Annotated in this window: 15 protein-coding genes; 5 read left to right on the top strand and 10 right to left on the bottom strand. The window is 72.7% G+C overall.

The genetic code is table 11. From position 1 onward, the window contains the following. The coding region (gene lnt / locus WDV06_RS33135; protein WP_395513522.1) for an apolipoprotein N-acyltransferase at positions 1 to 1,549 on the top strand (1,549 nt) is incomplete at its 5' end. Here lnt and WDV06_RS33130 read toward each other — a convergent pair. Beyond that, entirely contained in the window at positions 1,467 to 2,378 is a 912-nt protein-coding gene (locus tag WDV06_RS33130; RefSeq protein WP_395513521.1) for a Gfo/Idh/MocA family protein, read from the bottom strand. The two genes, lnt and WDV06_RS33130, sit on opposite strands and share 83 nt — an antisense overlap. Before the next feature lie 84 nt (positions 2,379 to 2,462). On the opposite strand from WDV06_RS33130, the gene WDV06_RS33125 reads away from it, so the two are divergent. Together WDV06_RS33125 and WDV06_RS33120 are read left to right on the top strand one after the other, a co-directional pair. Next, on the top strand, positions 2,463 to 2,987 hold the full coding sequence (locus WDV06_RS33125; protein ID WP_395513520.1) for a DinB family protein: 525 nt from the start codon (positions 2,463 to 2,465) through the stop codon (positions 2,985 to 2,987). Positions 2,988 to 3,104: 117 nt separating this feature from the next. Further along, positions 3,105 to 3,665, top strand: a complete 561-nt coding sequence (locus tag WDV06_RS33120; RefSeq protein ID WP_395513519.1) for a hypothetical protein — start codon at positions 3,105 to 3,107, stop codon at positions 3,663 to 3,665. A 56-nt stretch (positions 3,666 to 3,721) separates the two neighbouring features. Here WDV06_RS33120 and WDV06_RS33115 read toward each other — a convergent pair whose 3' ends face one another. The 8 genes from WDV06_RS33115 to WDV06_RS33080 form a co-directional block, all read right to left on the bottom strand. Further along, on the bottom strand, positions 3,722 to 4,252 hold the full coding sequence (locus WDV06_RS33115) for a hypothetical protein (RefSeq protein WP_395513518.1): 531 nt from the start codon (positions 4,250 to 4,252) through the stop codon (positions 3,722 to 3,724). Positions 4,253 to 4,302: 50 nt separating this feature from the next. Next, positions 4,303 to 4,971 carry a uracil-DNA glycosylase gene (locus WDV06_RS33110; protein ID WP_395513523.1) on the bottom strand — a complete coding sequence of 223 codons (669 nt, stop codon included), beginning with the start codon at positions 4,969 to 4,971 and terminating at the stop codon, positions 4,303 to 4,305. Positions 4,972 to 5,079: 108 nt separating this feature from the next. Next, positions 5,080 to 6,669 (bottom strand): ABC transporter substrate-binding protein, encoded by a 1,590-nt coding sequence (locus WDV06_RS33105; RefSeq protein ID WP_395513517.1) that lies wholly within the window; start codon positions 6,667 to 6,669, stop codon positions 5,080 to 5,082. Positions 6,670 to 6,822: 153 nt separating this feature from the next. After that, a complete protein-coding gene (locus tag WDV06_RS33100; RefSeq protein WP_395513516.1) occupies positions 6,823 to 7,584 on the bottom strand; it encodes an SDR family oxidoreductase in 762 nt (253 codons plus the stop codon). A 29-nt stretch (positions 7,585 to 7,613) separates the two neighbouring features. After that, positions 7,614 to 8,375: a 3-oxoacyl-ACP reductase FabG gene (gene fabG, locus WDV06_RS33095; protein ID WP_395513515.1), complete on the bottom strand. Its 762-nt coding sequence runs from the start codon at positions 8,373 to 8,375 to the stop codon at positions 7,614 to 7,616. 153 nt (positions 8,376 to 8,528) lie between these two features. Continuing rightward, complete coding sequence (locus WDV06_RS33090; protein ID WP_395513514.1) at positions 8,529 to 8,912, bottom strand: DUF3037 domain-containing protein; 384 nt, start codon at positions 8,910 to 8,912, stop codon at positions 8,529 to 8,531. Beyond that, entirely contained in the window at positions 8,909 to 9,766 is an 858-nt protein-coding gene (locus WDV06_RS33085; protein WP_395513513.1) for a HipA family kinase, read from the bottom strand. The genes WDV06_RS33090 and WDV06_RS33085 overlap by 4 nt, the downstream gene beginning before the upstream one ends. Before the next feature lie 18 nt (positions 9,767 to 9,784). Further along, the gene (locus WDV06_RS33080) at positions 9,785 to 10,399 is read right to left on the bottom strand and encodes a cysteine hydrolase family protein (RefSeq protein ID WP_395513512.1); all 615 of its coding nucleotides are present in this window, start codon (positions 10,397 to 10,399) and stop codon (positions 9,785 to 9,787) included. 76 nt (positions 10,400 to 10,475) lie between these two features. Between WDV06_RS33080 and WDV06_RS33075 the strand changes: the two genes are divergently transcribed. Then, positions 10,476 to 10,949 carry a pyridoxamine 5'-phosphate oxidase family protein gene (locus WDV06_RS33075; protein ID WP_395513511.1) on the top strand — a complete coding sequence of 158 codons (474 nt, stop codon included), beginning with the start codon at positions 10,476 to 10,478 and terminating at the stop codon, positions 10,947 to 10,949. Here WDV06_RS33075 and WDV06_RS33070 read toward each other — a convergent pair. Further along, positions 10,946 to 11,857, bottom strand: coding sequence for a LysR family transcriptional regulator (locus tag WDV06_RS33070; RefSeq protein ID WP_395513510.1), 912 nt, complete (start codon positions 11,855 to 11,857; stop codon positions 10,946 to 10,948). The two genes, WDV06_RS33075 and WDV06_RS33070, sit on opposite strands and share 4 nt — an antisense overlap. Before the next feature lie 74 nt (positions 11,858 to 11,931). On the opposite strand from WDV06_RS33070, the gene WDV06_RS33065 reads away from it, so the two are divergent. Continuing rightward, a complete protein-coding gene (locus tag WDV06_RS33065) occupies positions 11,932 to 12,906 on the top strand; it encodes a DMT family transporter (protein ID WP_395513509.1) in 975 nt (324 codons plus the stop codon). The last annotated feature ends 104 nt before the right edge of the window (positions 12,907 to 13,010 follow it).

The following is a 13,010-nucleotide window of genomic DNA, read 5'->3' as shown; positions in this document are numbered from 1 at the left end:
GGCCCGGTGGTGGCGGGCGGCGGGCGCGGTGGCCGCCGGGGCGCTGCCCTGCCTGGCCTTCCCCGCCCCGGCCCTGTGGTGGCTGGCGTACGGGGCCCTCGTGCCCTGGATGCTGCTGCTGCGCTCGGCCCCCACCGGGCGGCGGGCGGCCCTGGAGGGCTGGCTCGGCGGTGCGGGGTTCATCGTGGCGGTGCACCACTGGCTGCTGCCGAGCCTGCACGTCTTCCTGGTGCCGCTCGCCGCGCTGCTGGGGCTGCTCTGGATCCCCTGGGCGCTGCTGGTGCGAGAGCTGCTGGGCGGGGCGCCGGCTCCCGGCCGGGCCGCGGCCGCGCTGTTCCTCGTACCGGCCGGGTGGCTGCTGTCGGAGCTGGCCAGGTCCTGGCAGGGGCTGGGCGGGCCGTGGGGGCTGCTGGGGGCCAGCCAGTGGCAGGTGGCCCCGGCGCTGCGGCTGGCTTCGGTGGGCGGGGTGTGGCTGGTGAGCCTGCTGGTGGTGGCGGTGAACTGCGCGGTGGTGCTGCTGGTCGCCGTGCCGGGGGCGCGGGCCGCGGCGGTGGCCGGGGTGGCGGGGTGCGCGGTGCTGACTGCGGTGGTGTGGGTGTGGCTGCCGCGCCCCGAGGCGTCGGGCGCCTTGCGGGTGGCCGTCGTCCAGCCGGGCCTGGTCGACGGGGAGGACGGCGGGGACCGGCGCTTCGCCGTCGAGGAACGCCTGACCGCGGCCCTGGCGGGGAGCCGCCCCGACCTGGTGGTGTGGGGCGAGAGCAGCGTCGGCGCGGACCTGGCGGCGCGCCCCGACCTGTCGCGGCGGCTGGCGGAGCTGTCCGCGCGGGCCGGGGCGCCGTTGCTGGTCAACGTGGACGCCCGCCGCTCGGACCGGCCGGGGATCTACAAGAGCTCGGTCCTGGTCGGCCCCCAGGGCCCCACCGGGGAGCGGTACGACAAGATGCGGCTGGTGCCCTTCGGCGAGTACATACCGGCGCGGTCGCTGCTGGGCTGGGCCACCTCGGTCGGGAAGGCGGCGGGAGAGGACCGGATGCGGGGCGACGGGCCGGTGGTCATGGACCTGCCCGGCGGGACCCGGATCGGCCCGCTGGTGTGCTTCGAGTCGGCCTTCCCCGACATGAGCCGGCACCTGGCGGGCGAGGGGGCCGGGGTGCTGGTGGCCCAGTCGTCGACCTCGACCTTCCAGAACAGCTGGGCGCCGTCCCAGCACGCCTCGCTGGCCGCCCTGCGTTCCGCCGAGACCGGCCGCCCGATGGTGCACGCCACCCTGACCGGGACGAGCGCGGTGTTCGGCCCGACCGGCGAGCCGGTCGGCTCGACGCTGCCCACCTCGGCGAGCGCGGCGGTCGTGTACGAGGTGCCGCTCGCCCGGGGCACCACCCTCTTCGTCCGCTTCGGGAACTGGCCCGGTGCGCTGTCCCTGGCCGGGCTGGCCCTGTACTGCGCGTCCCGGGGCGTCCGGGCGGTCAGGGCCGGGAGGCCTGCTCCAGAGCCGTCAGCACCACCCGCTCGCACAGCTCGTGGGTCAGCAGCGCGTCCCGGGCGCTGAGCACCTTGCCGCCCTCCACGGCCTCCAGGAAGGTGTCCACGGCCTGTTCGATCCCGCGCTGGCGGGCCACCGGGACCCAGTCCCCGCGTCGGCGCACGGTCGGCTGGCCCTTGTGGTCGATGACCTCGGCGAGGTTGACGACCTGGCGCTTGGAGTCCTGGCCGGAGACCTCCAGGACCTCCTCGGCGGAGCCGGAGAGCCGGTTCATGATGCTGAGCGCGGTGAAACCGTCACCGGACATCTGGAGCACCACCTGTGACATCAGCCCCTCGCGCACCACGGCACGGACGTCGACGTGGTCGGACTCGCCGGGCAGCAGGAAGCGCAGCGTGTCGACGACGTGGATGAAGTCGTCGAGGACCAGGGTGCGCGGGTCCTCGGGCAGCCCGACCCGGTTCTTCTGCAGGACGATCAGCTCGCGCGGGTGGTCGGCGCACTGCGTGTACGCAGGCGCGTAACGGCGGTTGAAGCCGACGAAGAGGGAGGTGCCGCGCTCCTCGGCCAGCCCGACCAGCCGCCGCGAGTCCGCGAGCTCGTAGGCGAGCGGCTTGTCCACGTACGTGGGCACGCGCGCCTCCAGCAGCCGCTCCACGATCTCCGGGTGGGCGGCGGTCGGGGCGTGCACGAAGGCCGCGTCGAGACCCTGGGCGATCAGCGCGCCGAGCGAGGCGTGGCGGCGGCCCTCGGGGACGTGGTACACCGCGCCGAGCCGCTCCAGCGTGGCGTGGGTGCGGGTCTGCAGGTGCAGCTGGACCCCGGGGCGGGTGGTGAGCACGGGCAGGTACGCCTTCTGCGCGATGTCGCCGAGTCCGATGACGCCGACCTTCACCAGGAGCCTCCTGCATATGTGCCGTGTGGGACTCCGCAGCATAATCGCTGGTCGCCGACGGCGCGTTCGACCAGGATGGCGTCCATGACGACCTCCCGGGGAAACCACCGCACCGAGCCCGCCACCACCGCCGACGAGCGGGAGATGCTGGAGGGCTGGCTCGAATACCACCGCGCGACCCTCGCCTGGAAGTGCGAGGGCCTCTCCGAGGAGCAGCTGCGCAGCCGCCCGCTCCGGCCCTCGGCACTGAGCCTGATGGGCCTGGTACGGCACATGGCGGAGGTGGAGCGGTACTGGTTCCGGGAGATCTCCCTGGGCGAGGACCTGCCCGACCTGTACAGCACCGGGGAGAACCGGGACGGCGACTTCGAGTTCACCGGCGCGGACACCTGGGCCGACGCGGAGAAGGTCTGGCGCGAGGAGGTCGAGCTGGCCCGGCGGGCGGCGGCGGGCCGCTCCCTGGACTCCCTGTCGGAGGCCGCGAGCCACCACCGGGGCGAGGTCTTCAGCCTGCGCTGGATCTACACGCACATGATCGAGGAGTACGCCCGGCACAACGGGCACGCCGACCTGCTGCGCGAGCACATCGACGGCGCCACGGGCGAGTAGCCCGGACCCGCTCGGGGCGGTCGGTGTCCGCCGGACACCCGCTCCGCGTCACCCGTGCGGGGTGAATATCGGCTCAGGGTTTTCGCAACGGGGCCTTCGCACAGCAGAGTTGCGCGGGTGCATCCAACCCGAACCTCGACGAAACTGCTCCTCGGAGCCGCCTGCGCCGTCTCGGCGGTCTCGACGGTCTCCGGCTGCGTGAACGTGAGCCCCGCGCCGATGCGGCCGGCCGGTTCCCCCTCCGACGGGGTGCCGCCCCGGCACGAGCCGCGCGGGGGCCCGGGGGCGTTGCCGGTGGTGGTCCGGGCGCCCGCCCTGGAGGCGCTGGAGGCGGTGCCGCGCGGCGGTGCCGCCCGGCCGTCGGCGCCCACGTCCGCCGGCCGGGGCACGGCGCGCACCGGACCCGCCGGCCCGGCGGGTGCCGGTGACACGGCGGAGACCGCCCAGGGCGCGCAGCCGGTCCCCGACATCCCGGAGCCCCGCAGGCCCGCGGGGCACGCCGGACGGCTCCCCGGGGACCTCTCCGGGGCGGTGCGGCCCGACGCGCGGGTGCCGCGCGAGCTGGCGCGGGAGCTGCCGGTGCGCCCGGCGGACGTGTGCGCGCTGGGCCGCCGGCACGGGAAGTGGCAGCCGGACAGCCCGGAGGCCCGCATCTGCGCGGGCGTCCACGAGGGCTGAGACGGGGCGGGGACGAGGCCGGGGCGCGGACCTGTGGCGGGGTCGGGGCGCGGGCTTCAGGGCGACTGCTCGGGGAACGGCCGGGGCCCCGGCCCCGCCTCCTCTTCGAGCCGGCGCTCCAGCCGGGCGATGGCGTCCCGCACCCCCGCCCCGTACCGGTCGTCGGGCAGGTCCCGGGTGGCGGCCCTGGCCCGGGCCAGGTGCACCCGGGCCGCCTCGGGGCGGTCCAGTTTGACGTAGTCGGACGCGAGGCTGAGGTGCAGGGACGGGTAGAAGACGCGGACCGCCTCGCCGAGCCCGTCGGCGGCGCTCAGGGCCCTCAGGTCCCAGGCCAGTTCGTCGGCGGGGTCGTCCTGGGCGTCGGCCATGTAGTGGGCCAGCGTGCAGCGGTGGAGGAAGTCGCCCTCCTCGCCGATCTCGGACCAGATCTCGCGGAGCCGGTTGCGGGCCTCCTCGCGGTCCCCGGCGTGCAGCAGGATGACCGCCTGGCCGATCCTGGTCATGACGGCGTCCTCCGACGCCTCCTGCTGCTGCTCCGTCAACGGGGCCTCCGGCTCGCTCCGCCGGACCTGAACCGGTCCGATCATCAAGAAGCTAACCGGAGGCACCGGCTCTGGCGCCGAGGCGCGGTGGGGTGTCAGCCCAGGTCCGGGATCCGCCAGTCGATCGGCTCATGGCCCTGGGCGGCGACGGCCTCGTTGATCTGCGTGAAGGGCCGGGAGCCGAAGAACTTCTTGGCCGACAGCGGCGAGGGGTGCGCGCCCTTGACGATGACGTGCCGCTCCTGGTCGATCAGCGGGATCTTCTTCTGGGCGTAGGCGCCCCAGAGGACGAACACGCACGGGTCGGGCCGCTCGGAGACGGAGCGGATCACCGCGTCGGTGAACTTCTCCCAGCCCTTGGCCTTGTGCGAGTTGGGCTCGGCCTCGCGGACGGTGAGCACGGCGTTGAGCAGGAGGACGCCCTGCCGGGCCCACGGCATCAGGTACCCGTTGTCCGGGATCTCCAGGCCGAGCTCCTCCTTCATCTCCTTGTAGATGTTGCGCAGGGAGGGCGGGGTCTTGACCCCGGGCTGCACGGAGAAGCACAGGCCGTGCCCCTGGCCGGGGCCGTGGTACGGGTCCTGGCCGAGGACGAGGACCTTCACCTTGTCGAACGGCGTGGCCTCCAGGGCCGCGAAGACCTGCTCGCGCGGCGGGTAGACCGGCCCGTTCGCCCGCTCCTTCTCGACGAACTCGGTGAGCTCCTTGAAGTAGGGCTGGTCCAGCTCCCCGCCGAGGACGGGGAGCCACGACTCGGGCAGCATCTGGGTCACGTCGACAACCTCCGGTACAAGTTCGTGCAACTCCTCAGAACCTACCGGGCCCCACTGACAACGCCCCGCCCCGGGCGCCGCCGCGCCCGGGGCCCGCCGTCACCAGCTGGTCTTGCGGTACAACTCCCACATCTGCATGGCGGTCTGGGGGTCCAGGGCCCGCTCCGCCCCGGCGATGTCCTCGCGGGCGCCGACGTAGAGCTTGCCCTGCCACAGCGGCAGCAGCCGGACGTCCTGCGCGAAGATCTGCTGGGCCTGCTCGAACTCCCGCACGCCGGCCGAACGGTCGCTCTCACGCCGGGACTTGGGCAGGATCTCGTTCAGGATCGGGGCCGGCTCGTAGGGGGTGCCGACCGCGTTCTCCTTGCCGACGAAGGGCGCGATGAAGTTGTCCGGGTCCGGGAAGTCGGGGAACCAGCCTCGGCCGAAAACCGGGTACTCGCCGTTCTTGTAGCCGACCTGGAAGTCCTTCCAGGGCTTGCCGCGCAGAGTGATCTTGAAGAGGCCGCTCTCGTCGAGCTGCCGCTTGAGCTCGGTGAACTCGTCGGCGGTGGAGCCGCCGTAGCGGTCGGTGGTGTACCAGAAGGTCAGCTCCACCGGCGTGTTGATCCCGGCGGACTGCAGGATCTTGCGGGCCTTGGCGACGTCGGCGTTGCCGTACAGGTCGTAGAAGGGCGTCTTGTGGCCGACGACCCCCTTGGGGACCATCGAGTACAGCGGCTCGGCCGTGCCCTGGTAAACCTTGGTGACGAGCGCCCCGCGGTCGACGAGCTGGGCGATGGCCTGGCGCACCTGCACCTTGGCGACCTGCGGGTCCTTGGGGTTGAAGACCAGGTAACGGATCTCGGCGCCGACGTTTTCGACGACCTGGACGCCCTGATTGTGCGAGGCGGTGCTCTGGAGGTCCTTGATCTCCGCAGCCGACAGGCCTCGGTAGGTGGCGTCGATCTCCTTGCTCTTCAGCGCCGCGACCATCTCGTCGGACTTCTTGAAGTAGCGGATGGTGAGGGCGTCGTTACGGCGGTTGGCGAAGCCCTGGTAGCCCTCGTAGCCGCCGAGGACGGCCTCGACGCCCTCCTTGTACGAGGTGAGCACGTACGGGCCGGAGCCGGTCACCTTGCCGTCCGAGCGGAGCTTGTCGGCCGGGTAGTCCTTGGGCGCGACCAGCGAGGCGGCGGGCGAGCCGAGGACGTACGGGAAGGTGGCGTCGGGGGTCTTCAGGTGGAAGACGACCGTCAGCGGGTCCGGGGCCTCGATCTTGTCCAGGCTCTCGAAGAGGCCCTTGGGGCCGACCTGGGAGTTGATCGTCCGGATCCGGTCGAGGGAGTGCTTGACCGCCTTGGAGTCGAGCGGCTCCCCGTCGGAGAACTTCAGTCCCTTGCGCAGGGTGCACCGGTAGGCCATGTTGGCCGTGTCGGTGAAGTCGCAGTTCTGGGCGGCGTCGGGCTGCGGCTTGGTGCTGCCCGTCGGGAACGCCAGCAGGGTCTGGTAGATGTTCCGGTAGAGCTCCCAGGAGCCGTCCCAGGCCGCCGCGGGGTCGAGGGTGCTCGGCGCGCTCGTCGTACCGACGGTGATCCTCTTCGCGGCCGCGTCGGTGTCGTCCGACAGCAGACCGCATCCGGCGACCAGGGATATGGACGCAACGGCCGCAGTGATCTGCAGGCATCTGGTCCTGGTCCGGTTGAACACGTGCACGCTCCTCGATCAGCCACCGGGTGCGGCAGACCCTACCGCAGAGCGTCACAAATCCAATGGGCAGGTTTCATGTGGCTCTTGACCGTTTTCGCGCGTGTTCGATACGTATTTGCCTCCCATTGGGAGGCAAATACGTCCGGTTACCGGTCAGTGCACACCGGCATTCAGGAACATTCCCCCGTCGACCACCAGGGTTTGTCCAGTAATCCATTCCGCTTGTGCAGATGTAAGAAATGCGGCCGCGCCCCCGATGTCCTCCGGGACCCCGAGCCGGCCGAGCGGATAGGCCGCCGAGGCCTCCTGCTCGCGGCCCTCGTAGAGCGCCTGCGCGAACCTCGTCTTGACCACCGCAGGAGCGATCGCGTTGACCCTCACCCCGGGCGCCATCTCGTGCGCGAGCTGGAGCGTGAGGTTGATCATCGCGGCCTTGCTCATGCCGTACGCCCCGATGAAGGGCGAGGCGGAGACCCCGGCGATCGAGGCGATGTTCACGATCGCCCCGCCGTTGTCCTTCTGCCAGGCGTGCCAGGTCCGCTGGGCGAAGCCGAGCGCCGAGATCACGTTGGTCTCGAAGACCTTGCGCGCCACCTGGAGGTCCAGGTCGGCGATCGGTCCGAAGACCGGGTTGGTGCCCGCGTTGTTCACCAGGAAGTCCACGCGGCCGAAGGCCTCCATCGCCCGGTCGACGGCGACGGCCTGGTGGGCCTCGTCGTGCGCCTTTCCGGCCACGCCGACCACCCGGTCCGCCCCGAGCCGCTCGACGGCCTCCTTGAGCGCGTCCTCGTTGCGCCCCGTGATCACGACCCGGTCGCCCCGGGCGACGAGCGCCTCCGCGATCCCGTAGCCGATGCCCCGGCTCGCGCCGGTGACCAGTGCGACCTTGCCGCTGTCCGTGCCGTTGTACGTCATGCCGTACGCCCTGCCTCTCCGGGGTGTCGTCAGTTGAGCGGGCCGCCGGCCACGTAGAGCACCTGGCCGGAGACGAAGCCCGCGGCCTCGCCGGTGAAGAAGGCGATGGCGTTGGCCACGTCGTCCGGGCGGCCCACGCGCTGCACGGGGATCTGCGAGGCGGCGGCCAGCTGGAACTCCTCGAAGCCCATGCCGACGCGGGCGGCCGTCTGCGCGGTCATCTCGGTCGCGATGAAGCCGGGGGCGACGGCGTTGGCGGTGATCCCGAACTTGCCGAGCTCGATCGCCAGGGTCTTGGTGAAGCCCTGCAGGCCGGCCTTGGCGGCGGCGTAGTTGGCCTGGCCGCGGTTGCCGAGCGCGGAGCTGCTGGAGAGGTTCACGACACGGCCGAACTTGGCCTCCACCATGTGCTTCTGGCAGGCCCGGGCCATCAGGAACGCACCGCGCAGATGCACGTTCATGACGGTGTCCCAGTCGGTGTCGCTCATCTTGAAGAGCAGGTTGTCGCGCAGGACGCCCGCGTTGTTGACGAGGATGGTCGGGGCGCCCAGCGTGCTCGCGACCCGCTCGACGGCCGCCTCCACCTGAGCGGCGTCCGAGACGTCGCAGCCGACGGCCAGGGCCCGGCCGCCGGCCGCCGTGATGGCCTCGACGGTGTCCTTGCAGGCCGTCTCGTCGAGGTCGAGCACGGCGACCGCCCGGCCCTCGGCGGCCAGGCGCAGGGCGGTGGCCGCGCCGATGCCCCGGGCCGCCCCGGTGACGATCGCGACGCGCTGCTCGGTGGTGGACATGCTGGTTCTCCTCGCCCTTGAGAGACGGTCGCCCGAGGTGAGCAACCGCTTAGTAGCTTCAGCTGAGGAGACGCTAGGAGCCCTGGCACCCGGTGTCAACGGGGTCCCGGCCCGGCGGCGTTCGTGCCGCGGTCCGGCCGCCCACCACCCGGGTCAGCGGACCAGCAGGTCCAGCAGGCGCTCCACCTCCGCCGCGGGATCGGCCGTCAGCCCCGTGTGCACGGGGCCGGGCTGGACCACGGTGCTGCGGGGGGCGATCAGCCAGCGGAACCGCCGCCCCGGGTCGTCGCCCGCCGCCTGGCCCGCCCGCTCACCGCCCTCGCACAGCCCCTCGACCGCGCGCAGCGCGGCCCGGACCCCGGCCACGTCGGCCCGGGGGTCCAGGGCGAGGAGCTTGGCCTCGTCGAGGTGGGTGCGGGCGGCGACGTAGGAGTGCGCCCGGCAGTAGACGATCACGCCGGCGTTGAAGCACTCGCCGCGCTCCATCCGGGGCACCACGCGCACCAGCGCGTATTCGAACACGTCCCGCTTGGTCACTCGTCGCCGCTCTTCTGCTCGGTCTTGTTCTTGTTCTTGTCCGGCTGGGGAGGCAGGCGCTCGGCCAGCCAGCCCGGCGGACCGGTCTGCGGCCGGACCTCCGCCTCCATGGTGATCCTCTCGTGGATCGTCGCCGCGCGCGGCAGCAGCGCCTCCACGTAGGCGCGCCGGACCGCGTCGGCGGAGTCGAAGCCCGGCTCGTCGACGAGCCACTCGTCGGGCACGTCCGCCGCGACCTCGGTCAGCAGCTCCTCGGTGACGAGGGGGGCCAGCTCGGCGGCGGCGGCCGCGATGTCGGGGCCGACGGGGGCCAGGACGTGGTCGGAGGCGTTGTAGGGCTTGGCCGCCGCGGCCTGGGCGGTGGGCCAGTTGTGGTGCCAGATCATCGTGGCGCCGTGGTCGATGAGCCAGAGGTCCCCGTGCCAGACCAGCATGTTGGGATTGCGCCAGGAACGGTCGACGTTGTTGATCAGGGCGTCGAACCAGACCACGCGCCCCGCCTCGGCCGGATCCGCCCGGTAGGCGAGCGGGTCGAAGCCGATCGAGCCCGGGAGGTAGTCCATGCCGAGGTTGAGGCCGCCGCTGGCCTTGAGCAGTTCCTGCACCTCCTGGTCGGGCTCGGCGAGCCCGATGACGGGGTCGAGCTGCATCTGCACCAGCCGGGGGACCCGCAGCCCCAGCCGCTGGGCGAGCCGCCCGCAGACGACTTCGGCGACCAGGGTCTTGCGGCCCTGGCCGGCTCCGGTGAACTTCATGACGTAGGTACCGAGGTCGTCGGCCTCGACGATTCCCGGGAGCGAGCCGCCCTCACGCAGGGGCGTGACGTAGCGGGTCGCGATCACTTCGGACAACATCCGGCCAGGTTACGGCGGTCAGGGGCGCGGAGCCCACTGTGAAAGCAGCGCTTCGGCCGTGGTGACGGTCGCCACCAGGACCAGGGAGTTGCGGATCACCTCGGTGGTGCAGGAGGCGGGCACCCCGGCGATGGCGTCGGCCGGGACCACGACCTCGTAGCCGAGGTTCACGGCGTCGAAGACGGTGTTCGGGATCGCGATGTTCGAGGAGACCCCGGTGACGACGAGCGTCCGGATCCCGAGGTTGCGCAGCAGGGAGTCCAGGTCGGTTCCGGCCATCGGGGAGAGCCCGTGCAGCCGGCGGACGACCAGGTCCCGGCCGTCCACGGTGAGGGGGGCGGCGACCTCCACGGCCCGGCTGCCGGTCAGCTGGCGCACGGGCAGCCTGCCGGCGGCCCGGAAGAGCCGCGCGTTGGTACTGGCCCCGAGTCCGTCGGGGCGCCGCTCGGCGACCGCGTGGACCACCTGCACCCCGGCCCCGCGCGCGGCGTCGACGAGCGCGGCCACCCGGTCGAGCATCCCGGAGCCCCGGGCCTCCTCGGCCAGCTCGGGCAGGGCGCTCTCCTCGCCGACGACCCCGTTCTGGCATTCGACGGTGAGCAGCGCGGTGGTGGCGGGATCGAACTCCGGCATGGCTCCCCCTGGTGCGTCGGCGGACGAGCACGCATGATTCCTGACACACAGTCAGATGTGAAGGGGCGTGGTGCCGATGGACGGGACGGGCGGGCCGGGGACGCAGCGGCGGGGCCGGCGCATCATGATGACCGACGGGGAGGTGGACGCGTTCCTGCGCGAGCAGCGCACCTGCCGCGTCGCCACGGTCTCGCCGGACGGGCGCCCGCACGTGGGCGCCCTGTGGTTCGCCTGGGACGGGACCTCCCTGTGGCTGTACTCGATCACGCGCAGCCGCCGCTGGTCGGATCTGCGGAAGGACCCCCGGATCTCGGTGGTGGTGGACGCGGGCGAGGAGTACGGGGAGCTGCGCGGGGTCGAGCTGTCCGGCACGGCGGTCTTCGTCGGCGAGGCGCCCCGCACCGGCGAGCCCTGCCCGGAGCTCACGGAGGTGGAACGGATCTTCCCGCGGAAGAACTTCGGCATCGAGCGGATGCCCCACGACGGACGGCACGCCTGGATCCGCCTGACCCCGGACTCGGTCGTGTCCTGGGACTTCGGCAAGCTCTAGGAGGCGGACACCACCTCGGCGGACGCCTCCTTCAGGGCTTCCACGGCCGCGCGGATGGAGGGCCTGCGGTCGGCGTCCGCGCGCCAGACGGCGTACACGTGGCGTCGTACGGTGTCGCACACCGGCAGCAGGCGGACGCCGGGCGGGACCGGCCCCCGGCCCAGCCGGGGCGTCACGCACACGCCCAGCCCGGCCTCGACGAAGGCGAGCTGGGTGTGGTGTTCCTCTGCGATGTGGGCGATGCGCGGCTCGACGCCCGTACCGCGCAGGGTGTGGACGAGCCACTCGTGGCAGAACTGCCCCTCGTTCCACGAGATCCAGTCGTCGTCGGCGAACTCGGCGAGGGAGATCCCCGTCCGGTCGGCGAGGGGATGGTCGCGGGGGACCGCGATGTCGGCGGCGTCGTCCAGGAGGTGGGTCCGCGTCAGCTCGGCGGGGACGGGCATGCGCTTGTTGTGCCAGTCGATGGCCAGGGCCATGTCGAGGTCGCCCCGGACCACGGCGGCCATGCTCTCCTCGGGCTCCTTCTCCCTTACCAGCACCCGCAGTTCGGGGTGGCCGACGCGCAGGGCGGTCAGCGTCCGGGGCAGCAGCCCGCGCATGGCGGTGGGGAAAGAGCCGATCCGCAGCTCCCCCACCGCGCGGCCGCGCTGGGCCTCGACGTCGGCCTGGGCCAGCTCCACCTGGGAGATGATCCGGGCGGCGTGGTCGGCCAGCAGCCGCCCGGCGTCGGTGAGCCGGATCCCGCGCCCGTTCTTGGCGAGCAGGGGCTGCCCGACCTCCCGCTCCAGCTTGGCCATCTGCTGGGAGACCGCCGACGTGGTCACATGGAGGCCGTACGCCGCTCCGCTGACCGAGCCGTGGCGGGCGAGGGCGTCGAGGGTGCGCAGGCGTTCCAGGTTCAACATGTAAGCGATGCTACGCCGTCACTGCCAGGAAATCTCGCTTGTCCTACGAGGTCACGCGCAGCAGAGTGACACCCATGAGCGCACCCGCCACCCCTCGCCGTACCTCCTCCCCCGCCACCCCGGCCGTCCCGTCCGCCCCGCCGCGCGGGTCCGCCCCGGCCGGCGGCCTCGACTGGCGCGTCCGGTTCGCCTTCCTCTCGGTGGTGTGGGGGTTCAGCTTCCTGTTCATCAAGGTGGGGACGGGGGCCTTCGCCCCGTTCCAGGTCGCCCTCGGCCGGGTGTTCTTCGGGGCGCTCGCCCTGCTGGCGGTGTTGCTCGTGCGCCGTGAGCCGCTCCCCCGGGGCCGCCGCACCTGGGGGCACCTGGCCGTGGCGGCGCTGCTGCTGAACACCGCCCCCTTCGCCCTCTTCGCCTACGCCGAGCAGTCCATCACGTCGACGCTGGCCGGGATCTGCAACGCCACCTCCCCGCTGTGGGGCATGGCGCTCTCCCTGGTCGCCCTCTCCGAGGACCGCCCCACCCGCCGCCGGTTCGCGGGGCTGGGCATCGGCTTCCTCGGAGTGCTGACGGTCCTCGGCGCCTGGCAGGGCTTCACCGGCGTCGACGCGAAGGGCACCGCCCTGGCCCTGCTGGCCTCGCTCTGCTACCCGATCGGCTGGATCTACGTCCGCCGCACCCTGGCGGGCTGCTCCGGATCGCCGGTGGCGATGACCGGGGCGCAGCTGATGGTCTCGACCCTCCAGCTAGCCGCCGTCAGCGCCCTGTTCACCTCGGCTCCGACCGGCTTCCCGCTGTGGCCGACCCTCGCGGTGGTCACCCTGGGGGCGCTGGGCACGGGGACGGCCCTCCAGATGCAGTACGGCCTGGTGTCGGAGGTCGGGCCGACCACCGCGCAGATGGTCACGTACTTCATCCCGGTGATCGCCACCACGGCGGGCGTCCTGGTCCTGGGCGAACAGCTGCACTGGAACACCCCGGTGGGCGCGCTGATCGTCCTCGCGGGCGCGGCCCTCACCCAGGCCCGCCCGCAGCAGCGCGGGCGCGCCTGACCACGTCCGGTCCCGGGGGGGGGGGGGGGGGGGGGGGGGGGGGGGGGGCGGGGGGGGGGGGGGGGGGGGGGGGGGGGGTGGCTCTGTTGTGGGCTGCGCTTCGG

The sequence above is a fragment of the Streptomyces racemochromogenes genome (assembly GCF_044129415.1).
In the GTDB taxonomy this organism is placed as follows: domain Bacteria; phylum Actinomycetota; class Actinomycetes; order Streptomycetales; family Streptomycetaceae; genus Streptomyces; species Streptomyces racemochromogenes_A.
Note: the sequence above shows the minus strand (reverse complement) of the source record. Positions and strands in the feature narration are given on the sequence as shown.

What these genes read in the sequence shown, in the direction of transcription:
- WDV06_RS33125 (WP_395513520.1), top strand. Translation starts at nt 2,463, where the DNA reads ATGACGACCTCCCGGGGAAACCACCGCACCGAGCCCGCCACCACCGCC.
- WDV06_RS33115 (WP_395513518.1), bottom strand. Translation starts at nt 4,252, where the DNA reads ATGATCGGACCGGTTCAGGTCCGGCGGAGCGAGCCGGAGGCCCCGTTG.
- WDV06_RS33110 (WP_395513523.1), bottom strand. Translation starts at nt 4,971, where the DNA reads ATGCTGCCCGAGTCGTGGCTCCCCGTCCTCGGCGGGGAGCTGGACCAG.
- WDV06_RS33100 (WP_395513516.1), bottom strand. Translation starts at nt 7,584, where the DNA reads ATGACGTACAACGGCACGGACAGCGGCAAGGTCGCACTGGTCACCGGC.
- fabG (WP_395513515.1), bottom strand. Translation starts at nt 8,375, where the DNA reads ATGTCCACCACCGAGCAGCGCGTCGCGATCGTCACCGGGGCGGCCCGG.
- WDV06_RS33085 (WP_395513513.1), bottom strand. Translation starts at nt 9,766, where the DNA reads ATGTTGTCCGAAGTGATCGCGACCCGCTACGTCACGCCCCTGCGTGAG.
- WDV06_RS33080 (WP_395513512.1), bottom strand. Translation starts at nt 10,399, where the DNA reads ATGCCGGAGTTCGATCCCGCCACCACCGCGCTGCTCACCGTCGAATGC.
- WDV06_RS33075 (WP_395513511.1), top strand. Translation starts at nt 10,476, where the DNA reads ATGGACGGGACGGGCGGGCCGGGGACGCAGCGGCGGGGCCGGCGCATC.
- WDV06_RS33070 (WP_395513510.1), bottom strand. Translation starts at nt 11,857, where the DNA reads ATGTTGAACCTGGAACGCCTGCGCACCCTCGACGCCCTCGCCCGCCAC.
- WDV06_RS33065 (WP_395513509.1), top strand. Translation starts at nt 11,932, where the DNA reads ATGAGCGCACCCGCCACCCCTCGCCGTACCTCCTCCCCCGCCACCCCG.